This is a genomic window from Deinococcus marmoris, assembly GCF_001949125.1.
Classification (GTDB): Bacteria; Deinococcota; Deinococci; order Deinococcales; family Deinococcaceae; genus Deinococcus; species Deinococcus marmoris_A.
Genome location: NZ_MSTI01000031.1, coordinates 1 through 24,306 on the forward strand (window position 1 = coordinate 1; position 24,306 = coordinate 24,306).

At 66.8% G+C, this 24,306-nt stretch carries 16 protein-coding genes; 8 read left to right on the plus strand and 8 right to left on the minus strand.

The genetic code is table 11. The annotated features are described in order from the left end of the window. Positions 1-795: IS66 family transposase (locus BOO71_RS04660; RefSeq protein ID WP_217694844.1), on the plus strand; the 795-nt coding region annotated here is incomplete at its 5' end. A gap of 94 nt (positions 796-889) precedes the next feature. Here the strand turns inward: BOO71_RS04660 and lepB are convergent. After that, on the minus strand, positions 890-1,669 hold the full coding sequence (lepB, locus tag BOO71_RS04665; RefSeq protein WP_075830807.1) for a signal peptidase I: 780 nt from the start codon (positions 1,667-1,669) through the stop codon (positions 890-892). Positions 1,670-1,751: 82 nt separating this feature from the next. Further along, positions 1,752-2,657, minus strand: coding sequence for a patatin-like phospholipase family protein (locus tag BOO71_RS04670; protein WP_254843019.1), 906 nt, complete (start codon positions 2,655-2,657; stop codon positions 1,752-1,754). Positions 2,658-2,739: 82 nt separating this feature from the next. Here BOO71_RS04670 and BOO71_RS04675 point away from each other — a divergent pair, with 82 nt between their 5' ends. Next, on the plus strand, positions 2,740-3,492 hold the full coding sequence (locus BOO71_RS04675) for a serine/threonine-protein kinase (protein ID WP_075830809.1): 753 nt from the start codon (positions 2,740-2,742) through the stop codon (positions 3,490-3,492). Positions 3,493-3,570: 78 nt separating this feature from the next. Here BOO71_RS04675 and BOO71_RS04680 read toward each other — a convergent pair whose 3' ends face one another. The 5 genes from BOO71_RS04680 to clpS form a co-directional block, all read right to left on the minus strand. Then, a complete protein-coding gene (locus tag BOO71_RS04680; RefSeq protein WP_075830810.1) occupies positions 3,571-5,184 on the minus strand; it encodes an alpha-amylase family glycosyl hydrolase in 1,614 nt (537 codons plus the stop codon). A gap of 85 nt (positions 5,185-5,269) precedes the next feature. Beyond that, the gene (locus BOO71_RS04685; protein WP_075830811.1) at positions 5,270-6,403 is read right to left on the minus strand and encodes an LCP family protein; all 1,134 of its coding nucleotides are present in this window, start codon (positions 6,401-6,403) and stop codon (positions 5,270-5,272) included. Positions 6,404-6,534: 131 nt separating this feature from the next. Further along, a complete protein-coding gene (locus BOO71_RS27625; protein WP_075830812.1) occupies positions 6,535-7,065 on the minus strand; it encodes a hypothetical protein in 531 nt (176 codons plus the stop codon). 215 nt (positions 7,066-7,280) lie between these two features. Continuing rightward, entirely contained in the window at positions 7,281-9,497 is a 2,217-nt protein-coding gene (locus BOO71_RS04695) for an AAA family ATPase (protein WP_075830813.1), read from the minus strand. 76 nt (positions 9,498-9,573) lie between these two features. Then, positions 9,574-9,903, minus strand: a complete 330-nt coding sequence (clpS, locus tag BOO71_RS04700) for an ATP-dependent Clp protease adapter ClpS (protein ID WP_075830822.1) — start codon at positions 9,901-9,903, stop codon at positions 9,574-9,576. A gap of 309 nt (positions 9,904-10,212) precedes the next feature. Here clpS and BOO71_RS04705 point away from each other — a divergent pair, with 309 nt between their 5' ends. The 6 genes from BOO71_RS04705 to BOO71_RS04730 all read left to right on the plus strand — a co-directional run bounded on the left by BOO71_RS04705 (position 10,213) and on the right by BOO71_RS04730 (position 16,524). After that, the gene (locus BOO71_RS04705) at positions 10,213-11,238 is read left to right on the plus strand and encodes an ABC transporter ATP-binding protein (protein WP_075830814.1); all 1,026 of its coding nucleotides are present in this window, start codon (positions 10,213-10,215) and stop codon (positions 11,236-11,238) included. A 127-nt stretch (positions 11,239-11,365) separates the two neighbouring features. Further along, the gene (locus BOO71_RS04710; RefSeq protein WP_075830815.1) at positions 11,366-12,160 is read left to right on the plus strand and encodes an ABC transporter permease; all 795 of its coding nucleotides are present in this window, start codon (positions 11,366-11,368) and stop codon (positions 12,158-12,160) included. Positions 12,161-12,314: 154 nt separating this feature from the next. Beyond that, entirely contained in the window at positions 12,315-13,100 is a 786-nt protein-coding gene (locus BOO71_RS04715; RefSeq protein WP_075830816.1) for an ABC transporter permease, read from the plus strand. Positions 13,101-13,102: 2 nt separating this feature from the next. Next, positions 13,103-13,804 carry a hypothetical protein gene (locus tag BOO71_RS04720; RefSeq protein ID WP_075830817.1) on the plus strand — a complete coding sequence of 234 codons (702 nt, stop codon included), beginning with the start codon at positions 13,103-13,105 and terminating at the stop codon, positions 13,802-13,804. 86 nt (positions 13,805-13,890) lie between these two features. Beyond that, a complete protein-coding gene (locus BOO71_RS04725) occupies positions 13,891-16,032 on the plus strand; it encodes an ABC-F family ATP-binding cassette domain-containing protein (protein ID WP_075830818.1) in 2,142 nt (713 codons plus the stop codon). 36 nt (positions 16,033-16,068) lie between these two features. Beyond that, on the plus strand, positions 16,069-16,524 hold the full coding sequence (locus tag BOO71_RS04730; RefSeq protein ID WP_075830819.1) for a hypothetical protein: 456 nt from the start codon (positions 16,069-16,071) through the stop codon (positions 16,522-16,524). A gap of 69 nt (positions 16,525-16,593) precedes the next feature. On the opposite strand, the gene BOO71_RS04735 is transcribed toward BOO71_RS04730, so the two are convergent. Next, positions 16,594-24,288: a translocation/assembly module TamB domain-containing protein gene (locus BOO71_RS04735; protein WP_075830820.1), complete on the minus strand. Its 7,695-nt coding sequence runs from the start codon at positions 24,286-24,288 to the stop codon at positions 16,594-16,596. Positions 24,289-24,306: the final 18 nt, after the last annotated feature.

Consider the following 24,306-nt stretch of genomic DNA (forward strand, 5'->3'; position numbering starts at 1 on the left):
AATGGGGCTGCTGTGCGACTGGCACGAAACGGTGGCCCACTGGCTGTTCAGATCCAGTCGCTTGAAGCACAGCTTCAAGCTGCCGCGTACGTCCACCACGACGATACGGGCTGGCGGATGAATGGCGTGGCCGCGTGGATGAGTGCCTTCCGCTCCGCCGATATCGTGCTGTACCGGGCCAACCCACGACACACCAATGCTGAGGTGCGGGCCGTTCTGGGCGACGATTTTGCGGGAACACTGGTCACGGATCGCTTCAAGGTTTATGACAGCTTGGTCTTCGCCGAGACCAAGCAGCAAAAGTGTCTGGCCCACCTGATTCGCAACGCCGATGGGGCGGCTGAGGAACAACACGCGCAGCCAGGACGCGGGGAACGCTATCCACAGCGACTGGCCCAGCTCTTCCGGGATGGGATTCGCTTGCATTCGGCTTACCACGCGGGGCTGGTCAATCGGCAGGAGTATGCCCGGCAGGGTGAGTCTCTCACCCTGCGCATGGATTATCTGCTTGATCGTTCCCCGCTAAAAACCAAGATCAATGAGCGATTGCGACTGGGCCTGCTGGAGCAGCACCGTCGAGGCCGTCTGCTGTATTTCCTGATTGACCCTGACATTCCACCCACCAACAACGCCGCAGAGCGTGCCCTGCGGAGCGTAGTGATGGCGAGGAAAGTCTCTCAGTGCAGCAAAAATCTGCTGGGGGCTACCACCTACACCCGTATCAAGAGCGTGGTGGAAACGGCCCGCCTGCGGGGCGAGGATCCCGTGGCTGTGCTGATGGCCCTTCGGCGCTAATCAGATACTGATTTTCATTTTTCCTGTGATCGCCGCCCGCAACGACGATAAGGTCTACCGGCTGATGGGGCGGCGCTTCGGCTGACTGATCCAGTTACTTCTTCAATTCACTCTTCAATGTGTCGAAGGCGGCGGGGCGGCTCAGCAAGCGCCAGTTCAACTTATTTGCGCCGCTCAGTTCGCCCACGCGTTCGCTGGCGCAGTCATAGGTGGCGTTGGTTTTCCGCATGATTGGCCAGATCACGGCGGCGGCGCGTCCGGCCACGTCACGCCTTTGCACCGTGCCGAACAGACGCGAGTCCTCCGAGCCGTTGGCGGTGCGGTTGTCGCCCATCACGAAGTATTGGGCGGGCGGCACAGTGATCTCGGCCTGATCGGGCATCACGCCCGCGCGGCTGGAAGTGGTGTTGTTCGCCAGTTCGCTCTGGTTGTCCCAGCAGCCCTGCTGCCGCCAGTAATCGGTGGTCCACCCGGAATCCAGCTTGACGCCGTTCACGGTGACCTCGCCGCCCTGCACCTTGATGGTGTCGCCGGGCAGGCCGATCACGCGCTTGATCAGGAAGGGGCGGTAGTCCCACAACCCCAGAAAGTTCTTGTTCAGGTTGCCGATCTGCGCGGACGCCGCTGCCGGGGGCTTGAAGATGACGATATCGCCCCGGCTGAAATCGCCGACGCCCGCCTTGTGCAGCCACGTCTCGTATTTGGGCACGAAGACCCGCTCGCGGTCCCGCAGGTTGGGCATCATGCTCACGCCATCCACGCCCACCAGGGTGGCCACGAACTGGGTGATCACCACGGCAAAAACAATGGGTTCTAGAAAATCCTTCCAAACTTTCTGCAACGTGGAGGGCGCGGTGGACTGGAGTCTGGTCATGCACCGCGCAGGATAGCGGATTAAGGGTTGATGGAAGGTTAAAGGCGGGCGGCGGCTGCCGGGTTGTTGCGCGGTTCGGCGCTCAGCTCTCGCCCAGCAGCGCTTTCAGGCGCGGCAGGTCCTCCAGCGCCGCGTCCCGGCCCGCCGCGATGGCCTGATCGGTGCGGTTGAAATTCATCAGATCGATGTTGCCCAGGCGGGGGCGCAGCAGCACGTCGGGGCGGTACAGGCTCAGGCGCGCGTCGGTCAGTTGCGCCTGCATGATCTCCACCGCGCGCCTCAGCGCCCGCACCGGACCCAGGTGGGCCTCGCGCTTCCACAGCAGCACGCGGCGTTCGTGCAACTCCAGCGGGTCCGGGGCTGTCACGTCCACCGCCAGCACCTTGCGGACCCCCAGAAACAGCGCGGCGTCCACCGGAACCTGATTCAGAATGCCGCCGTCCGAGAGCAGCATGTCGCGCATAGGCACGCTGTCCAGTGCGCCCGGATAGGCACTGGTGGCGCGCAGGGCGCCGAACAGGCTGCCGCGCGTGAGGTACACGCCCCGGCCCGTCAGCATGTCGGTGGCCGTGATCGCCAGGGGGATGGGTAGTTCCTCGAAGGTCTGGGGCAGGTTCTGGGCCAGCCAGCCTTCCATCGCCGAGATCTTGAGCAGGCCGGTGCCGGGCCGCCAGTCCAGCAGACGCCGCCACGACACCGTGCCCGAGATGCGTTCCAGTTCAGCCCCGCTGTAGCCCGCCGCGATAAAGGCCCCCACTAGACCGCCCATGCTGGTCCCGGTGACCACGCTGGGTCTCAGGCCCGCGTCCTCCAGCACCTGCCACACGCCAATATGCGCCAGCCCACGCGCGCCGCCGCCGCCCAGCACCAGACCGTAACCGTTCATTTCCCGCGCCTGCCGCTGCACATGCAGGGATTGTAGTCCTGCTGCGCTGGTGCCGGGAACCGAATCCAGCGGCCAGCAACTCGGGCAGGTCCAGCAGGGCAAAGTGCCTCCCAAACTGTCGGCTTACTGACGTCTATGTCAATTGCTTCAGTCAGCCCGGTCCAATTGGATTAAGATGCGATGAATGGCTCTGGCAGGACAGGTGGTTGGAGAGGGTGTGCGGTTGGTCAGACCAATCGGGCGCGGCTCTCACAGTCTGGTTTATTTTGCGGTGGATGCGTTCGGTCAGCCCTGCGCCGTCAAGGTCTTCCGCCCCGATATGAACGCCTTTGCCGAACGTGAATTTCAGCATGCCAGCGGGCTGGACCATCCCCGGCTGGCTTCCATGCTGGGCCGGGGCACCCTGGAGGACCGTCCGGTGCTGATCAGCACCCTGGCACGCGGCGAGGTGCTGTTCTCGCGCTACGTGCGGCGGCCCGCCCTACACACCGAGCGCCGCGCCTTTCTGCTGACCCTGGCGCATCTGCTGGACGCGCTGGCGTACCTGCATTCCTGCGGGCTGGTCCACCGCGATATCAAGCCGGAAAACATCGTGGTCGAGCCGGACGGCAGCGCCAAACTGGTGGACCTGGATCTGGCTGGCCCGCTGCTGGAAGCCTTCCCGGTGCCCACCCGTTTCGGCACGGCGGCCTTTCAGAGTCCCGAGGCGGCGCGCGGTGAACCGCTGGGGCCAGAGGCGGACCTGTACGGGGTGGGCATGTTGCTGGGCTGGGGGATCTTCGGCTCGCTGCCGGACCCCACCCGCCCCGCGCCGTATCACCCGGACCCGCTGTGTTCGCTGTACCTGACCCTGACCCGCCGGGACCCCAGGCAGCGCCCCAGTGACGCTGCCTGGGTCCGCGCCCGGATTCTGAAGTTGTCCAGCGTCAAATCCTGAATCTGAGAAAGTGGTAATAGAACAGAGAAAGAAGCCGCCAGCAAGGTTCTCCCGCTGGCGGCCTCAAATATCCCTTTGCTAGCTCAGCAGAATGCGCGCCTCGTTGGGGCGCAGCTTCGCGCCGCTTTCGGGCAAATCGTCGAGTGAGCTGAGCAGCGCCTGACCCAACGCCACATCGCCCAGATCGCGTTCGCCCGCGCCGAAGTTCAGCAACACAGTCACGCTCTGGCTGTCCAGCGTGCGGCGGAAGGCGAACACGTCCTCATGGCCGCTGTCCAGGCTGGTGTAGTCGCCACCCACGAGAGCGGGGTGCTGTTGCCGGAGCCGTGTCAAGGCGCGGAAAAAGTTCAGATCGCTGTGCGGGTCCGCTTCCTGCGCCTGCACGTTCACGGTTGCGAAGTCGTCCGCCAGCGGCAGCCACGGCGTCGTGTCCGCTGCGCTGAAGCCCGCGTTGGGCGAGGCGTCCCACTGCATCGGCGTGCGCTCCGGGTCGCGGCTGGCGGCGGGGGAGTCGGGCTGTTGCAGGCCCGCCGGGTCCACCATGCGGTCTCGGGGAATATCCACGTCCTGCATGCCGATCTCGTCGCCGTAATACACCGTGGGCGTGCCGCGCAGGGTCAGCAGCAGCGTCTGCGCCACACGGTACTGCGCCGCACCCAGGCGCGATTTGAAGCGGCGCTGATCGTGGTTGCCCAGCACCCAGTTGGGCCAGGTGCCGATCTTGCGGCAGGCGGCGTCGTAGCTGTCGGCAAATTCACGCACCGCCGTTGCCTGCCAGGGCCGCAGGATCAGGTGGAAGTTGAAGGGCAGATGCACCATCGGCGTGTCGGGCGTGCCTGCGTAGGGCAGCAACTGGTCCACCGGCAGATAGATCTCGCCCACCATCATGCGGTCATCGAACTCGTCCAGCACAGTCCGCATCTCGCGGATGTACTGGTGGGTCTCCGGCTGGTCCTGGGTGTAGGTGTGAGAAACGCTGTTGTGTTCGATGTCGCCGGGGGTCCACTCCGGGTTGGCGGGTTCGTCCAGATAGCGGTCGTCCTCGGCCAGCAGCCAGATCACGTCCACCCGGAAGCCGTCCACGCCCCGGCGCATCCAGAAGCGCAGCACCTCGAACATGGCGGCTCGCACGTCCGGGTTGCGCCAGTTCAGGTCCGGCTGGGTGGGCAGAAACTGGTGCAGGTAGTACTGCCCGCTGGCCTCGTCCAATGTCCAGGCCGGGCCGCCAAAGAAGGATTTCCAGTTGTTGGGCAGCCCACCGTCCGGGCCGGGATCGCGCCAGACATACCAGTCGCGCTTCTCGCTGTCTTTACCGGTCAGCGCCTCCTGAAACCACGCGTGGTCCGAGGACGTGTGGTTGGGCACGTAGTCCAGCATTACCTTCAGCCCCAGCCCGTGCGCCTCATGCACCAGCGCGTCGAAGTCGGCCAGATCGCCGAACAGCGGGTCGATATCGCAGTAGTCGGCCACATCGTAGCCGAAGTCGCGCATGGGCGAGGTGAAGATAGGGGAGAGCCACGCGGCCTGCACCCCTAGACTTTTCAGATACGGCAGCCGCGCCGTGATGCCGCGCAGATCGCCCACGCCGTCGCCTGTGCCGTCCTGATCTGCGCTGTCCTGAAAGGAACGGGGGTAGATCTGGTAGATGATGCCACTCTGCCACCACTTGAGCTGCTGGACCGTGTCTGTCATAGGCAGAGGGTAGCAGGAATTTGGCACTGACTTAATCGATTCAGAACACTTTCAGAGCAGGGCTGGAATAGCCCGCCCGATGTCTTCAGTTGGCCGGGGTATCGCTGCCCAGCCGCACTGTCACATCTGCGCCCGGCACACCCTGGGCCTGCACCACCTGTCCGTGGCCCACGTCCTGCAAGATGCGGCCTGCCTGGGGACCGGTGATGGTGGTGGTGGCGTTGTCCTGCGGCCCGTTGGCGACGCTGACCCGCAGGTAGCCCAGGCCCTCCAGCTTTTCTTGCAGGCGGCGGGCGCTGCCGTCGGGGGCGGCGGTGTTGATCACGGCGATACTCAGGCGGCGCGGGTCGTTGGGATCGGTGAAGTTGTTGTCTACCACGGTGGCCAGCGCGGCACGGTCCGCTATCCAGGTGCCGCCGCCGCCGAAATTGCCGGGGACGGTGTGCATGGCGACCTTCGGGCCACTCAGGGCCGCGCCCAGGATCCCGGCCACCTGCGCCCGCGTCAGGTTGCTCTTCATGTTGCGGTCCACCGCGCCCACCATGCCGGGCATGCGCCACCAGTTCAGCGGGCTTTTCACCTTGTTCAGCAGCGCGCTCAGAAAGTTCTGCTGCCGCGCCACCCGCCCGATATCGCCCAGATTGTCCTTGCGAAAACGCAGGTAGCCTTCGGCCTGTTCGCCACTGAGGTGCTGGCGGCCCGCCTTGAGATCGATGTGCAGTTTGCCCGCGTTGTCGTCATATTTCATGTCCTGCGCCACATCCAGCGTCACTCCGCCCGCCGCCTGGGTCATGGCGCGCATGGCATTTAGCGACAGCAGGGCGTAGGCGTCTACCTTGATCCCGGTCAGGTTCTGGACCGCGCCCACCAACGTATCGGGGCCGCCGTGTGGGTTGGAGCCGTTGATCTTGCCCCAGCCGTTGCCCGGCACATTCACCCAGGTATCGCGCGGAATGCTGAGCATGTTGGTGGTCCCATCAGGGCGCAGTTGCGCCAGCAAAATAGTGTCGGTCAGGCCGCTGTAGTCCTCCGGGCGGGCAGGCCAGGGCCACACCGGGGCACTCTCGTCGTACTTGGGGGTCACGCCCGCAAGCAAAACGGTCACTGGGCCAGTCGCTTTTTGCGGCAATGCTCCATACCGCGCCAGAAAGGGAAAGGCTGGAGCCGCCACCGCCACCACACCTGCTACAACCACCAGAAGAATCACATGCCGACGCACGCCCAGAGCATAACGGCTGCGGGGTGAGGAAGGCGTGCGGCTTTTGGATGACGGGCGGCGAGGAACTGACGCGCAGGAGGCAAAAGCAGAGGCCGAGCCTTTTCAGGTCCGGCCTCCCACTTCTGATCAGATCAGTTCAGGGTGATCTTGTTTGCCTTCAGCGTGCTGCTGGCGCTATCGATCTCACCTTCGACGGCCACGTTGGCGGCGGCGCGGTCAGTTCCGAAGAAATCCTCGGCGGTGGTGGCGGTCCCCTCAAAAACCGTGTCGGGGCTGATCGTCACCGCGTAATTGGCATCGTTCTCGTTCAGGGTGAAGGTCTGGGCCGTACCGTCAAAGTCAGCCACGGTTCCTTCCAGGCCGTCGCCCACGGCCATATCGACTTCCTCTCCCACACTTGCATCGTCAGCGTTGGTCAGGGTGCTATCGACGCCGGGGTCCGCAGCATTGTCCATGGCTCCCTCACCCTCGGCAATCGGGTTGTCGATGCCTGGTTCGTCGGTGGTCGTCGTGTCGGTGGTGGAGTCGGTGGTCGTGGTCGCGTCCGGCACAGTGGCGTCCGTGGTGGTGGTGGTGGTATCGGTGGTGGTGGTCGTCTCGGACTTGGGCGTGCAGGCGGCGAGCATGGAACCGGTCAGCAGGATCAGCAGGATATTTTTCATGCCTCGATTGTCCTTTCTGTTCCATTGCCCAACATGAAAAAAAACCCGATGAACCTTTACACCCGCCGGTTAAAGGCAACATGAAATCAAAAAAATCCAGGCTGATCTTTGTTGCACCGAACGGCCATCGGGTCTGGTAAAGCCGGTGCCAGCGGCGAAACATGGCCTCGCGGTCAGGCTGGTTGTGGTGGGGGCTTCGCCAGATAGAACGGGGATTATGGAGAGAATGTAAAAGTCCCGTCCTCCACGGAAACCTTGACCCTGCCTCCGCCCTTGAGTCTGCCGAAGAGCAGTTCATCGGCCAGCGGACGTTTGATCTGTTCCTCGATCACGCGGGCCAGCGGACGCGCGCCCATCTGCGGGTCATAGCCCAGTTCAGCCAGCCGGGCGCGGGCCTCAGCCGAAACCTCAAGGGTCACCTTGCGTTCGGCCAGTTGCGCCTCCAGCTCGCGCAGGAACTTGTCCACGATCCCGGCCATGACCTCACGGGACAACGGGCGGAAGTAGATAACGGCGTCCAGCCGGTTGCGGAATTCAGGCGTGAAGGTGCGCTTGACCGCTTCCGCCTCCTCGCCCGCACGGCCCTCACGCCCAAAGCCTAGGGCCGGGCGGCTGGCGTCGGCGGCCCCGGCGTTGGTGGTAAAGACCAGAATCAACCCGCGCCCGTCCACCTTCTTGCCCGCATGATCGGTCAGCGTGCCGTGGTCCATCATTTGCAGGAAGACGTTGTACACGTCCGGGTGCGCCTTCTCGATCTCGTCCAGCAGCAGTACGCCGTGCGGGTTTTTTGCCACCGCATCGGTCAGCAGGCCGCCCTGATCGAAGCCCACGTAGCCAGGGGGTGCGCCGATCAGCCGGGCGACGGTGTGCGCTTCCTGATACTCCGACATGTCGAAGCGGGCGAGGTGAATGCCCAGGCGGTCTGCCAGGGCGCGGGCCAGCTCGGTCTTGCCCACGCCCGTCGGCCCGGCGAACAGGAACGCGCCCTGCGGTTTTTGTGGATCGCGCAGGCCCGCGCGGGCCAGTTTGACGGCGCTGGCAACGGCCTGAACTGCCGCGTCCTGCCCGAACACACGCCCCTGCAAGTCCGTTTCCAGCGTGGCAAGCGACTGTATTTCCTCGGCCTTGACCGCGCCTACCGGCACACGGGCCATCCGGGCGACGGTGGCCTCCATATCGGCCACATCAATCTGACCGCTCACCCCGGCGCTGCTGCGGGCGGCTCCGGCTTCATCGATCACGTCGATGGCCTTGTCGGGCAGAAAGCGGTCCCGCAGGTGGCGCACGCTCAGGCGCACGGCGGCGTCCAGCGCCTCGGGCGTGTACGTGACGCCGTGGTGTTGGGCGTATTTGGGGGCCAGCCCGCGCAGAATCTCCAGCGCGTCTTCCTCGGAAGGTTCGGCCACGTCCACGGTCTGAAACCGTCGCCACAGCGCCCGGTCCTTTTCCAGGTGGCGCAGCTCGGCAGGGGTGGTGGCCCCCATCACCCGCAGTTTGCCGCGTGCCAGCGCAGGTTTCAGCAGGTTGGCCGCGTCCACGTTGCCGCCCTCGGTCGCCCCTGCGCCCACCAGCGTGTGCAGCTCATCGATAAAGAGGACGCTGTTCTTGCCGTCCAGTGCTGCCAGCACTGCCTTCAAACGCTGTTCAAAGTCGCCCCGGTAGCGCGTTCCGGCCAGGAGTGCCCCCAGGTCAAGTGCATACACGGACGCGCCTTTCAGGAATCCGGGCGCTTTGCCGTCCGCCACGCGCTGCGCCAATCCCTCCGCCAGCGCCGTCTTGCCCACGCCCGGCTCGCCCACCAGCACGGGGTTGTTCTTGCCGCGCCGCGCCAGGATATGCACCGTTCGCATCAGTTCGGCGTCGCGCCCGATCACCGGGTCAAATTCCCCGGCCTTGGCGGCGGCAGTCAAATCCTGCGTGTACGCCTCCAGCGGGTCCTGCTCAGCCTCGGCTTCCGGCACACCTTCCTCGGTGCCTGCCACGCGGCGCTCCCGGCCCCGGCCTTCCACTTTGGCAGTGCCGTGCGACACATAAGCCAGAACGTCCAGCCGGGTCACGTCCTGGGCTTCCAGCGCGGCGCGGGCGGGGGAGTCGGCCTCCTCCAGCAGTTCCACCAGCACACGCGCTCCGTCGGCGTCCTCGCCCCCCTTGCCGCTGGCGTGCAGTTGCAGCACTGCGCCCTGCACGACGCGGTGGAAGCCCAGCGTGAAATCCGGTTCGGAATCCTCCACCGATTCCAGCGCGTCGAGTTGCATTTCCAGCTCGTCGCGTAGGCGTTCCACATCCGCGCCCACGGCCAGCAGGGCGTCGCGGCCTTCCGGGTCATGCGTCAGCGCCAGCAGCAGGTGTTCCAGGGTCACGTATTCATGCCCGGCCTCCCGCGCGTAGTCGGCGGCGCGGGCGATGGTGACTTGCAGGTGATCGCCGATCATTTGCGCCTCTGGCGGGGCGGTCTAAGGGTCAAAGGGTCTGAGGGTCTAAGGGAAGTGCGGTCTTGTCTGTTAACGTTCATTCTTCCGCCTCCGGCTCTGCCACCACGCGCAATGGATGGCCCTCCTGGCGGGCGTGGGCGGTCACCTGGGCCACCTTCGTCTCGGCCACGTCGCGGGTGTAGACCCCGGCGACGCCCTGACCCTTGTGATGCACCGCCAGCATGATCATTTCTGCGTCCTGCTCGGTCTTGCGGAAATACTGGGAGAGGACCATCACCACAAAATCCATCGGAGTGTAATCGTCGTTGAGGAGCAGCACGCGGTACAGCCGGGGCCGTTGCGTTGTGGTGCGTTCCAGGGTCTGGGTGCGGCCTTGTTCGTCACGGCCACCGTCACGGCGCGTCATGGGGGGAGTGTAGCGGGCGCGGCGGGTGTGGGGCGGGGCAGAGGTTACGGTGGTGTTGATCTTCTCGGTGGCTCCCACGGTTTAACCCCTCCGTCTCTTCGGGACACCTCCCCTTAGAAGGGAGGCAAGGAGATGGCGTGTGGCACGATCAATTGCAACTCCTGGCTCCTCTTGAGGGAAGCTGGCAGCGAAGCCCACTGATGGGTTAAGCCGTGGCTGCCACCCCATCCTCACCACGCCTCACCCGCGTTACGCCATTTCGCCTACTGCCACGCAAAAATCCGTTTCCGGCGTATTCTGCACAGACTTATGACGACATCATCCCCGGACGCCTCCGTTCACGTCCGAGACCTGAAAAAACAGTACGCCGTCCACGAGAAGGAGCCGGGTTTCATGGGCAGCCTCCGCAGCTTCGTGAGCCGCAAAACCAAATATGTGGAGGCGGTCAAGGGCGTGTCCTTTGACCTCGCCCCCGGTGAAGTCGTGGGCTTTCTGGGTCCGAACGGGGCGGGAAAGACCACCACGCTCAAGATGCTGTCGGGCCTGCTACATCCCTCGGACGGCGTGGCGAGGATCGCTGGATTCGAGCCGCGCAAGCGTGAAACCGCCTTTCTCAAGCAGATCACCCTCGTGATGGGCCAGAAACAGCAACTGATCTGGGACTTGCCCGCGCTGGACAGCTTTCTGGTCAATCAGGCCATCTACGAGATTCCTGATGATCAGTACCGCGCCACCATGCGCGAGTTCACGGAGGTGCTGTCGCTGGACGGCATCCTGAAAAAACAGGTCCGCAAGCTGAGCCTGGGCGAACGCATGAAGTGCGAGCTGGCCGCCGCGCTGCTGCACCGCCCGCGCGTGCTGTTTCTGGACGAGCCGACGATTGGCCTGGACGTGAACATGCAGGAAGCCGTGCGCGCCTTTATCCGCGATTACAACGAGCGGTACGGGGCCACCATCATTCTGACCAGCCACTACATGGCGGACGTGACGGCCCTGGCACAGCGAATCCTGGTGATCGACAGCGGCCAACTGGTCTTTGACGGCGATCTGGCACGGCTGGCCGAGCAGGGCAAGGGGGGCGGCAAAACGGTGAAGCTCAAGCTGCGCGAGGCCGTCAGCGCCGCGCAGTTGGCCGCCTACGGACAGGACGTGAAGGTGGACGGCCTGAGTGTGGAACTGACCGTCCCCCGCTCGGAGGTCAGCGCCCGCGCCGCCCGACTGCTGGCTGACTTGGACGTGGCGGACCTGACCGTGGAAGACCCGCCGATTGAAGCGGTGATGGCGGAGTTGTTTGGGGCAACGGCGAAAGTGGAGAAGGAGGTGGTGCGGGGGTGAGGCACTTTGAATTCGCGGCCTGCCCGGTGGCCCCCCCTCCCCAGCCCTCCCCCACGAGGAGGGAGGGAGTTAAAAGCCTCAGACTTTTAGACCTTCAGACCCTTAGGCCGCTCCGCCAGAGGCACCCATGATCCGTAAGACCCGTGTTCTCTTCGCCACCCGTTTCGCGGAGATGGCCGAATACCGTGCCGAGGTCATCATCTGGATGCTGTCGGGCACGATCTCGCTGGTGATGATGCTGGTGTGGATGGCGCAGGCGGCGAATGCTCCGGGTGGGCAGATCAACGGCTACGACGCCTCCCAGTTCGCCACCTATTTCCTCAGCGTGTGGCTGATGGGGCAACTGCTGGTGGTCTGGGTGGGCTGGGAACTGGATTTCATGATCCGGCAGGGCACGCTGTCGCCCAAGCTGCTGCGCCCGATGGACCCGATGTGGCAGGAATACGCCGCCCACGTCGCCGAGCGTTTTGTCCGTATCGGGCCGATGCTGGTGCTGCTGGTGATCTTCGCGGCGCTGTCCGGTGCGTCGTTTACCCGCGAGTGGTGGGCCTACCCCGTCACGTTGGGGCTGTGCATCCTGGGGTTCACCTGCCGTTTTCTGTACGAATACGCCCTGGGCCTGCTGGCCTTCTGGACGGAAAGCAGCACCAGCTTTTCGGAAGTGGCGTGGCTGATGTACGCCGCACTGGGCGGTCTGTTTGCCCCGCTGACCTTCTATCCGCAGTGGGTTCAGGACATCGCCATCTGGACACCCTTCCCGTACATGCTGGGGCTGCCTGCGCAGGTGCTGGCGGGCAAGGCCACGCTGAGTCAGGCGGGGTTTGGTGCGCTCATTCTGTTCGGCTGGGTGGTCTTCTTCTGGTTTGCGCGCCTGCTGGTGTGGCGGCTGGGTCTGAAGAAATACGGGGCGGTGGGGGCGTGAGCTGGAGTGTCAAGGAAGATCGGGGGGACTTATTTTCGACCGGGGCCTGCCCGGTGGCCCCCCCTCCCCAACCCTCCCCCACAAGGAGGGAGGGAGCTGGCAACCTCAGACCCTTAGACCTTTTGACCCTTAGACCGCCCCGCCAGGGGCCTGCATGACCCGTTACCTCCGCCTCGTCCGCATCTTCACCGGGGCTACAGTTTCGGCTCAGCTAGAGTACCGGGCAAACTTTATCGGGGCAGTCCTGAGCAGTCTGGGGCAGGTGGGCGTGGCGCTGCTGGCGATTGGCGTGTTGTTCGGGCAGGGCAGCGATACGGTGGGCGGCTGGAGCTTCCGCGAGGCGCTGCTGGTCACGGGCTTTTTTATCCTCACCGAGGGTTTTATCGCTGTATTCATCCAGCCCAGCATGAGCCGCATCGCGGAGGCCATCCGCACGGGCAGCATGGATTTCACGCTCCTGAAGCCGGTAGACGCGCAGTTCAGTGTCAGCACGCGCTACCTGAACGTGCTGCGCGTGCCCGACATCCTGATCGGCGTGGGGTTGATCGTGTACGCAGCGTCGGCGCTGACCATCACGCTGGGGGGCGTGCTGATCGCCGCCGTGCTGTATCTGTCGGCGCTGACCATCGTGTACTGCATCTGGCTGGCGCTTTCCACGACGGCGTTCTGGTTCGTGAAAACGCAGAATGTGGCCGAATTGTTCAACGGCGTGTTTGGCGCTGCGCGTTTTCCCGTCACGGCCTTTCCAGTGCCTGTGCGTTTTGCGCTGACGTTCGTGGTGCCCATTGCCCTGATCACCACCGTTCCCGCGCAGGCCATGACCGGGCGGCTGTCGCCCGCGCTGGCGGTGGCCTCGCCGCTGGTGGCGCTGGTGCTGTTCACCGTCACCCGCTGGTTCTGGCTCAGGGCTGTCGCCAGTTACACGAGTGCCAGCAGTTGAGCGTGGAAGACAGGCTGAAATGCCTGACCGCCGCACTATCACCGCAGGGTTTTAACCTTCGGGCGGAGGTGGATTTCTCCAGCCTCGCCACTCTGGACGCCTCGTTGCAGGCTCAAAATATCATTCTGGAGGCCGAAATCCTGCGTCAGTTGGCCTGGGCTGCACTCGGCCAACCTCGTCCCCGCACAGTCAAACTCACGCCCGAAGCCCGCGCTCGTCTGTCGCACCTGACCGACTTGCGCGACGTATTCTCGCCCGCCGACGCCGAAAGGGTGGGCCGTGAATTCGCGGGCGAGAAGTGGCTGGCTCCCGATCTGCTGGCCGCGCGTCCGTGGCTGATGTCCACCACGCCTCCAAAGCAGGTGATTTCCGATGTGATGCACTCGCAGTGGTCTGGACTGGTGGCACTGTTGGGCGAACACGGCCCGTGGGTCTATGCGGCGAACGTGGCGGATTTGCAGATTCTGGGGCGGCTGTACGGCGAACTGGTCAGGGCAGCGGCCCTGTCCTCCGAAGATGAGGTGCTGGACGCGGCTTTCAAGCAGACTGAACATCCCTCGCTGCTGGCCCGGCTGGAGGCCACCGATTACCGCCAGTCATCTGCCCTGGACGCTGATCTGACGGCGCTGGAATCCGCTTTCTGGGCGGCGGCGCGGGCACAGGCACGGCGCGACTGGGAAGCGTGGCAGGCGCGGCGTGGCTAGTCCGGCATGTTCATCTTGCGTTGACCTGTGCAGACTGAGCCTTTTCGCCGATTCTTTCTGGCCCTCTCTGCGCTAGCCTCCTCCCCGTGTCCACGCTGATCACTGCCGAAAACCTGACCGTGTTCTACGCGGAGCGGGCGGTGCTGCGTGACGTGTCCCTGAGCGTTTCGAGCGGTGAGCGTGTGGCGCTGCTGGGCCGCAACGGGGCGGGCAAGACCACCCTGTTGCGCGTGCTGACGGCGGAGTTGCTGCCCGAGGAAGGCACGGTCTGGCGCGCGGATGGCCTGCGCCTGGGCGTGCTGGAGCAGCACCACGCGCACCCGGTGGGCAAAACGGTGCGCGCCCTGGTGGACGCCGCGCACCCCTACCGTGAGCTGGAAGCCGAGTTGCTGGCGCTGGAGGCCGATCTGGGCGATCCAGTGGTCCTGGCTGCCTGGACCGAGCTGAACGCCCGCCTGGAAGACGCCGAAGCCTACGCGTGGCCCTCGCGCGTGGCCCGCGTGCTGGGGATGCTGGACCTGACCCGTTTTCTGGGCCGTGAGGCCACCACGCTGTCCGGCGGCGAGCGCACCCGTTTGGCCCTGGCTCTGGCGCTGGCCCGCGAACCTGATCTGCTGTTGCTGGACGAACCCACCAACCACCTCGACATCCGCATGCGCGAGTGGCTGGAAGGCTGGCTGCGGACGTTCCGGGGCGGCGTGGTTCTGACCAGCCATGACCGCGACTTTCTGGACGCGGTGGCCGATTCATCCGGTGGGCGCAGCGTCTGGCTGGAAGCGGGCGAGGCAACCGCGTATCCCGGCGGGTACACGCGGGCGAAGGCGCAGCGCGATCTGGAGCGGCGCACCCAGGAACGTGCCGCGAAGCTCTCGGCGCAGGAGGCACGGCGGTTGGTGGGCAGCGCGGAGAATCTGGACCGCTGGGGCCGCCGCTCACGCGGCCTCAAATCCCGCGCCGAGCGGCTGCCGAATGCCGAGGCCCCGCTGCCCGAACGCCAGCTCCGCATGCGCCTGCTCGCCGGAAGCGCCCGCGCCCCGCTGGTGGCCTGGGGCGATCACCTGTCCAAGTCCTATGACGGGCGCAACGTCATTTCGGGTGTGGCCTTCAAGCTGCGCCAGGGGGACCGCGTGGCCTTAATGGGCGCGAACGGCACTGGCAAGACCACCCTGATGAAACTGCTGTCGGGCGAGGAACACCCGGATTCAGTCGCTGGTCTGGGCGAACCCGCGCCCATGCTGCGCGTCGCAGGCGGCGTGACCGTCGCCAGCCTGGACCAGACCTGGCATGGCCTGCTGCCCGGCGATGGATTGCACGCCCAGTTCACGGGCCGTTTCGGCAAGCAGGCCAACACCCTGCTGGGCCGCGCGGGCTTCACCGAGGCCGACTGGCCCAAAACCCCGCGTCAGCTCTCCGGCGGCGAGCGGGCGCGGGCGGGGCTGGCCCTGGTGAGTGCCCTGCGCGCCGATCTGCTGCTGCTGGACGAACCCACCAACCATCTGGACATCGAGGCGTTGGACGCGCTGGAGGCTGCCGTCCACGCTTACGGCGGCGCGGTGGTGATCGTGACCCATGACCGCCGCTTTGCCCGCGAGGTCTCAAACCGCCTGTGGCTGATCGAGGACGGCCAGCTCCGTGAGGTTACCGGCTGGGGCAGCCGCGAGTACACGGACCCGGCGCGCCACCTTCAGGGCGATCCGCCGCCGCCCCCGCCCCGGCCCAGCGCCCGGCAACGGCTGATCCACATCGAGAACCAGTTGGCCGATGTCCGCACGGCGCTGGATTCCACCCCCGGCGGCCTCAGCGGGCGCGAGGAAGGCCGGCTGCGTTCCCAGGCCCATCAATTGCAGCAGCATCTCTATGACCTGTACGCCGAGGCGTTTGCATGTCCGCAATACGACATCCAGGTTCGTGAGCCGCCGCTGACGGTGCGTGCCCAGCGGCTGGGAGAGGCGGGCGGCATGTTCTGGGCCGCGCGGGACGAGACCTGCCCGCATCTGGCCTGGGACGGGACGGTGCTGCGCTGGAGCGCCCCGCCCCCCGACTGGTACGGCGCGGCGCTGCTGGGCGGCACGCTACGAATCCTGTTCGAGCGCTGGAACGCGGGCCGCGTCCAACTGGGTGAGGGCGGCCCCACGCTGACCCGTCGCCAGTATTTCGAGCGGCTGGGATTGATCCGCACGCCAGCGTCCTCATCTGCACCGTCCTCACCGGCATCACCACAGGCGTAACCCCACGGTCATGCGCCGCCCGCTATACTTCCGCGCATGGACGACCTCATCAAAGGACGCCTCGGGGGCACGGACGGATATGACATCCGCTGCACCATCGAGGGCGACAGTATTTCGGGCCGCGCAGGCGGCAAGTTACACGGCAAGGACATCGATCTGGAAATCACCGAGCGCGGCGTGCAGGGCACCGTGGGCAACGATCCGGTCAAGATCGAGCTGGACGGCGGCGAACTCCGGGGCAACGTGGGCAGCCAGAAGCTGGTGCTGCGCGGTGTGGACCGCGTGACCGGCTTCATGGGCGAACCCATCGTCGGCTGGAACGTGGTGGCGCAGCAGACCGGCGAGCATCTGAGCGGGCAACTGGGCAGCACCGTGCTGGGCCGCCCCTTCGAGATGGAACTGGGCAGCGCCCCCGGCTGGGTCGGCACCCTGGTGGCCCTGGTGGCCTTCTACGCTCTGGAACCCCGCGCCAGCGTGACCGTCAGCCGCTAAACCGGGTCTTTTCAGAAGAGGGCCGCCGATGCTGGGCGGCCCTTCTTCTTTGTGTGTGGTAGGAAAGCCCTATCTCCCCCCGATCCGGTACGTCACCCCGAATCTGACCCTGGTGCTGACGTCCGCGTTCGTCACCCCGATGCTCAGGTTGGTGCGCGGATTGATGTTGTACCCGGCGCTGAAGCTGGGGCGCAGGCTGCCCAGGTCCAGCCCGGTCAGGGGCGTGCTGACCCGGAAGGTAAAGCGGTCGTCCGGTGTGCTGTAGGTGGCGTCCAGCAGGCCCTTGCCCGCCAGATCCACCTGATATTGCAGGTACAGGTCGCGGGTCAGGTACGAACCCAGCGTCAGGGTCGCGTTCACGCTGCCGTCCACGCCGTTCAGGTTGGGGGTCAGGCGGAACACGTCCAGGCCGAACGCCCGGGCCAGTGTGCGCTCCAGCTCGCCCAGCACGAACACGTTCAGGGCGGTCTGCACGGCACTGGCCCCCAGCGCGCCGATGTTGCCGGGCAGCGCGGTCAGGTTGGGTACGCCCGTAGCAACCAGGGCGTACAGTTCCGGCTCGGTGTACCCCTGCCCGGTGTCGGGATCGTTGCAGGCCACGCTCTGGGCGGTGCAGCTCAGGGTGGTGGTCAGGTTCAGGGCCGGCTGACCGTCAGCGCGGGCCGCGAATTCGCCGCTCAGATTCAGGGTCACGGGCACGCGCTGGCGGGTGGTCACGGCCAGCACCTGTCCGGTGGCCGTGATGTTGAAGGCGGGCAGCAGGCTGTCTCCGGCGAAGGTCACGCGGCTGTCGCCCAGTGTGAATTCGTTCTCGCGCAGGTAGATGAAGCCGCGTTCGGAGCGCACGCTGCCGCTGATGCGGGGCCGCGCGCCGCTGCCGGACAGGGTCAGGCCCGCCGTGCTGAACTCGGCGCGCGCCAGGCTCTCGTCCACCCGGATGCCGCCAGGGGCGCGGATGGGAATGTCTTCAAAGACCACCCGTTCCAGAAAGGGCCGCGCGGGTCTGGGGGCCGCCTCGCCCGTGTTCGTCGCCGGGGCGGGGAAGGTGGAGTAGACCTCGGGCAGTGGGCTGACATAGTTGTCGGTGGTGCGCCCTGTGCTGGAGTTCGGGCCACTTTCCGCACTGTTGACAGCCTGTCCGTTGGATTTGCCCGGCGTGGGAATGGCCGCCCTGGCATCGGCGCGGCCCAGGGTCAGGCGCAGGAAGTCCGCCGCGCCGCTGACACGGATCAATGTGCCGTCGTCTACGGCGCGCAGATCGGCGTTCAGGGCGCTGTCGCGGGCGAAGATCACCGACAGCGGCAGGTTGTAGTTGCGTGCGGCCAGGGTCAGATCGATTGTGGGCGAGACCTGCCCACTCAGCCGCAGGTTGCCCGCCCCGGTGGCCGCATTGGTGCTGCGGCTCTGGGCGTCCAGCGTGAACGTCTCGCCGTCCTGTGCCAGCACCACCGTGCTGTTCGGCAGCGCCCCCAGACCCTGCGGCGCCAGCAGGCCGCTAAAGCCCACCCGCGTGCTGCTCAGCTTGCCCAGCGTGAGCTGTCCCGTGACGTCGAGTTTTCCGTTGGCTCCCAGCGCGCCGCCCGTCAGGACTGTGCCGCTCGCCGTGAACGCGCCGCTGTCGGGCAGGTCGCCTGTGAAGTTGGGAATCTCCAGGCTCAGGCCCGCCACGCTGCCGCTGACGTTCTGCACCCGCAGCAGCCCGCGTGGGCGGTCATAGGTGCCCGCCGCGCTGAGGGTCAGGCTGCCGCGCAGGCTGGGGTCCAGCTCGCTCAGGCCGGGAATCAGGCGCAGCACCGGGGTAAAGGTGGTGTTGGTGAAGCGGGCATTCACGTCCACCTTCTCTCTGGTGTATTGCCCGCGCACGTCCCAGGTGCCCGCCCCGGTGAGCTGCACGTTCAGGCCGCGCAGTTCCCCCGCCGCGTATTCCAGTGTGCCGGTGCCGGTCAGGGTCTCGGTGGAGGCGGCCTCACCCGTGTTGCTGGGACTTGGGCTGCTGGGACTGGGGCCGCTGGTGGCGCTGACCCGGATGCGCTCGGCCACCACGCTGAGGCTGCCGGAGGGCGGATCGGCCAGCGGGAAGCGGAAGCGGGCCACCCCGGTCACGACGCCCTCGCCGGGGGCTGCCCCGGTAAAGGCCGCCACCAGCGCGCCCACCGGTAGCGCCCGCAGGCTGCCCTGCCCGAAGACCTCGCCGCCGTTCAGGCCCGCCGTGAAATCCGACTGGCCCAGGAAGCCCCGGATGCGCCAGCTTCCCCCGGCCAGCGTGCCTTCCAACCGGGCGGGCAGCGTTTTGGACCCCACCATCAGGCCCTCCGAGCGTAGGACGAAGGTGCCGCCGCCGTCCTGCAAGTTGGCGTTGCCGCTCAGACGTCCCGACAGATCGGGGGCGATCTTCAGGTTGCTGACCTCCAGATCGTCCAGCACGGCCTTAACGCTGTAGCCCTCGCCGGTGGGTTGCAGCGCCAGTGCGCCCAGTGGAGTCTGTGGCAGCAGATCGGCGATGCCGCCGGAGGCGTCCACGCTGACCCCGCCCACCTCGTTGCGGGCGGTCAGGGTGGCCCCGAAACTCTGGCCCAACAGATTGACCTCGCCGTCCACCGTGAGCTTCTGATTCGCCACGTCCACCGGATAGGTTTTGACGCCCAGCAGCCCAGTCAGGCCGCCGCTGTCCAGTCCCACATTCACGTTCAGCGTGCCGCCCGCCTGCTTCAGGCTGCCGCTGAGGCGTCCGGTCCAGTTCTTCTCGCCCTGCAAGGCATTGAGTTGCAGCGTGCCGGAGGGCAGCGTCACCTGCGCCGCCACGCCTGTACGCCCGCCGCGCAGGGTCACGTTTGCGCTGGCCTCGCCGGACAGTTGCAGCCCCAGGTACGGAATCTCGGCGGGCGAGGTGAAGTTCGTGACCTTCAGCGCCACCTGCCCGTTCTGCGTGTCGGTGTTCAGCGTGCCGCTGGCGGTCAGTACGCCGTTGAGGTTGGGAATGCCCAGCCTTGCCAGTTGCAGCCCCGGCAGATTGGTGGCGAGTTGCCCACCCCTGAAGCTCAGGGAGCCGTCGCGCTCGCCGTCGCTGACGCGCAGATCGGCCCCTTCCAGCGTGGCCGTGCCACTGGCCCGCCACTCGCCCCGCCGCACGCTCAGGAGGACATTGGGATCAGCCAACTGGCCGCTGGGGGTGACGCTCAGGCTCAGTTCGGGACGGGTCAGACTGGCTGCGCCGTTCCAGCGCCATTCGCCTTTTGCGTCAGGGCGCACGCCCACCGCGCCATTGGCCGTCGCGCCGGGGCCGTCCACCAGCCGCACCTGCACGCCGCTCTGTGACGCCACGATGCGCGCCCCCGCCCCCAGCAGGCCCGCCGTGCCCTGTACTAGCGGGTGCGCCAGTGGCCCGGACAGGCCCAGCACTGCCGGAGCGGTCAGCACGTCGCCGCTGCCGCCTAGGGAGGGACCGCCCGTCACGCGCACGCCCCCGTGCCAGCCCGTGAACGGATCGGCACGCAGGTCCACTGCTGCCGCCAGTTTCTGCGGCCCGCTCAGGTTGCCCGCCAGCGACAGTGACCGGGCACGGTAGAGGGCTTTCAGGTTGCCGCTCAGGGTTCCGCTGGCGCTCAGGTTCAGGTTTGCCGCCCCGTCCAGGCCCGCCGTGCCGCTGGCGCGGAGGATGCTGCCCGCCGCGTTCAGACGCAGGCCATTCAGGGTCACCTTGCCGCTGTCCAGCGTTGCCACCGTCCCGCTCGCCTGATTCAGCGTTCCCGTCAGCGCATTCAGGGTGCCGCCCAGCCGCCCTGTCGTACCTGCCAGCGTCACCCCGTAGGCGGAAGCATTGCGCGAGGTCACGGTGGCCGCGAGCATCGGAGCACTTAGCGTCCCGGCCAGTGTGGCGGCGACACTCAGTTGCCCGCTGCCGCCCACCAAGGGCAGAGGCGTCAGGTTCAGGCTGCCGCTGAGGCTGGGAATGAAGCCCTGACCCTTCTGAAGCCTGACTGAACCGCCGCCCAGCTCGCCGCCGTCCAGCACATAGGAGCCGCGTCCATCAGCGTTCAGCGCGAGTGGTTCTTTCAACCCAGCCAGCGTCGCTTCCACGGTTCCGGCCAGTTGGGGCCAGACGCCATTCAGATTCACCTTCGCGGTGTTGCCGCCGCTCTGGACCGTGCCATACAGCTTCGCCCGCACGGTGCCCGCACCCAGATTCAGGTCCTGCGCGTCGGCGTAGAGGGTGCCGCCCGCCGCGCCGAGAAGATTGACGCGGGCCAGTGCGCGGGGATCGCGCACCCGCCCGGAGAGGGTGGCCAGCGCGTCGAAAGCGTCGGTTCTGGCCGTGACCGAACCTTCCAGCGCCGGATTGTCCACCGCGCCGCGTAGGGTCACATCTGCGCCCACGCTGCCGCCGTTCAAAACCGGGGTGTTCAGGAACGAGGTACCCAGACCGCGCACAGTCACGCGCACGCCGTCTGGCAACTGCCCGTCTGCCTTCAGGACGCCGCCGCGCAGGCTGCCGCTCAGGGCGGTGCGGAGTTCATCGGTCCCGCCCGCCCGCCAGCGGTAACTCGCACTGCCGTACAGGCTGAACGGCCCGGCCTGTTGCTGCTGGCCTTTCAGTGCCAGATTCTGCACGCTTACCACTTGAGGCCCGTCCGCCAGCGTGCCCGTCGCCTCAAGGCGGCCCGCGAAGGTCAGGGCGTCCACATCCAGCCCACGCGGCAGCAGGCGGGCCAGCCGCAGGGTGTCGGCTTTCAGGCTGGCCGTGTAACGCCCGTCTACCAGCGTGCCGCCCCCCGCCACTTTCGCTCCATTCAGGCGCACGCTGAGATCCCCGGCGCGGTAGGAGGCTCCCAGATCGCCCGTCAGCTCATTGCCGCTGTCTGCCAGTTTCCCGGCGAAGGCGGCCTCGGGAGCGGTCCACGACGCGCCGCCCACCTTCACGGTTCCGCTGACACGCAGTTGCTCCGGGCGGCTCCACAGCACCCCCACGTCGAAGGCCAGCAGGTCCAGCGTGCCCCCTGGCTTGAAGGCCAGATCGGCGGGCAGGCTACCCGTCAGACGGGCCTGGGTGTTGCCCGTTCCCACGAGTGCGGCCACTTTCAAAGCCCCGTTGCCGTCCAGCACGGCGTCCAGTGGTCCACCTGGAATATCGCCCGCCACGCGCAGGGTGCCGCTCCAGCCGCTGCGGGCGTTCCAGCCGGGGGTGCCGTTCAGGCGCACATTGATGGGCGCGTCGGGGCCGCCTCCCACATAAGCGGCGTTGACGGTCAGAGCGGCGTCGGCCAGGCCGCCCAGCGCGTTCGTCCCCAGTTGGCCGCGCAGGGTTCCGGCCAGCTTCTTGCCGCTCAGGCCCACCTTCCAGTCCTGGCCCAGCAGCCGGGCAGTCAGGCGCGTTCCCTGGGCCTGGAGGCCGGCAATGCCCCCCGCCAGTACGCCCTGCACATTCACGTCGGGCTTGCTGTACGCGCCCGTGACCCGTGCCGTGTAGTTGCCCGGCAGCAGATCGGTCACATTGGCTTTCGCGCTCAGCTTCAGCTCTGGAAAGACGGGTCCGCTGGCCCGCACGGTTCCCTGCGGCAGCGTGGCCGTGGCCCCTTGCAGGCGCAGCACACCGTCACGGTAGGAGACAGGAGCCTTGAACTTCACGCCCGCCCCAGTTCCAATAACCCCAGTTCCAATAAACAGTGTGCCTACTGTGTCCAGTCGCAGATCGGCCAGCGTGCCGCCCACCGTCGCCGTGACATTGCCCGCCGTTTCGGAGAGCAGCACGGTCCCCAGATCGGGAACGCTGATGCTGCCTGCCGCCTTCCACGCCGCGAGTCCATTTCCTGCACCCTGATCGACTGTCAGATTCAGCGCCGCCCCTGCCACCGTGCCGCCGAGCTGGACGCTGGCCGCGTCCTTCGTCAACCCAGTCGCCGTCGCGGTCAGGTCCACCGCACGCTCGGCGTACTGGCCCGCCGCCTGCAAGGTCAGCGTATTTTCCGCGTTGCCGCGCAGGGTGGCGTTCAGGCCGTCCAGCGTCAGCCGCGCGTCGGCCTGCGGGTACAGCAGCCCGCGCACGCCCACGTTCAGGCCCGCCAGATTGCTGTTCAGGTTCGCGCCCAGTTGCCCCTTCGCCAGCGAAACGCTGCCCGCCGCGCGCTGGCCCGCTGCCCGCAGATTCACGCGCGCCTGCCCGCTGGCCTGCGCGAAGTCCAGCCCAGGCACGCTCAGATCGAGGCTGGCCCGGCCTGTCAGGTCTGCCAGTTGACCGCTCAGCACCGGCCCCAGTGCGCGGGCGTCCAGCGTGGCCCCCTGGATGCTCAGGTCCCGCCCGTTGTAGGCGAAAGGCAGCCGCGCCCACGGATGCCGCAGCGTGCCGGACGCGCTCAGGGTGTCCTTCCAGTTCACGCGGGCACTCAGATCCAGAGGCCGATCCAGATACCGCGTGCCCGTGCTGGTCAGCGTGGCTCCTGTGGCTGTCAGTTGTGCAGTCAGACGGCCCGGCACCACCGCCGCCCGCAGGTTTTCAGGCAGCAGGGGCAGGGCGGGAGAGAGACTGGCCGTGACTGCGCCGCCCACCTTCGGCAGCACCTCCACCCGGCCCGTCAACGGCCCGAACGGCAGTGCCGCCAGGGTCTGGCCCGCGCCCAGCAGCTTGACCGTACCGGGGGTGCCGGACAGCGCATATTTCGCCTGCAAACTGCCGCTCCACTGGCCGCCCGCATACGTCAGCCCGCCCACCGTCGCCCGCGCCCCGGTCAGTGAAGCCGTTAGCGGAAAGCTTTGCGCCGGAACGCTCAGGGTCAGCGGTGACGTGCCGAAGCGCTGCGCCTTCACCTTGACCGTGCCCCGCAGATCGGCCACGCCGCCCCCCGCCGTGGCGGTGAAATACGGCCCGCTGACATTCAGCTTCAGATCATCCACCGTCGCCGGAAGGGTCAGACGTCCGGTTGCGCTGACTGCCTGTCCGGCGATCTCGCCCCTCGCGCTGATGCGTCCGTTCTGTGCGTTGACAGTGAAGGGTCCGGCCTGCAAGGTGCCGCTCAGGACGCCGCCGCGTGCGTTCAGATCGCCCACCAGCTTCTGCCCTGCCAGCGTCAGCCCGCGCGCCTGCACATCGAAGTCCGAGAAGCCGCGCAGGTCCACGGTGGCCGCGCCGCCCCCGGCGTCCCGCACGTTGATTCGTCCGCGTGGCTCGGTGCCGCGCCCGGTGACGTTGCCCTCCACGAACAGCCCGCCCGCGATGGGGCCGCGCACCTGCACGTCGTATCTCCCTTCTGGCAGTGAGGCGGTGCCGCGTGCGCTGAGGCCCTCGCGGTCCGTCAGCAGCACGTTCAGATCGCTCCAGGGGCCGCTGAGGGCCACCGTGTACTGGTCCAGTTGCCCGCGTGCGTCCACCGCGCCCCGGAAGGTGTTGTTCGGTCCTGGCCCCCAGGTGGCGCGGCCCTGCACGCTCCCCTCCTGCCCGAAGGCGGTCAGCGGCTGCGCTCCGGTCACGCGGGCCAGCCCGGTTGCGCCGTCGTAGGTGACGTTGAGATCGCCCCAGGTGCCGCTCACAGCCAGCTTTGGCGTCAGCGTTCCGGTCAGGTCCACCGCCTGCGCGGGCAGGGTCACGCCGCTGAACGACAGTTCGCCGCTGCGGCCCGTGACCCGCGCCTGCAACGCGTTATAGGGGCCATTCACCGCCGCGTTCAGGGTCTGTCCCTGGGCTGACACGGTGCCGCTGACCCCTACCTGCGGGTAGATCTGACCGCTGACGCGGGCGGTGGCCTCCGCGTATTTGGCCTGGAGGTCTGCCAGCACGTTCCCATCACGGCGGGG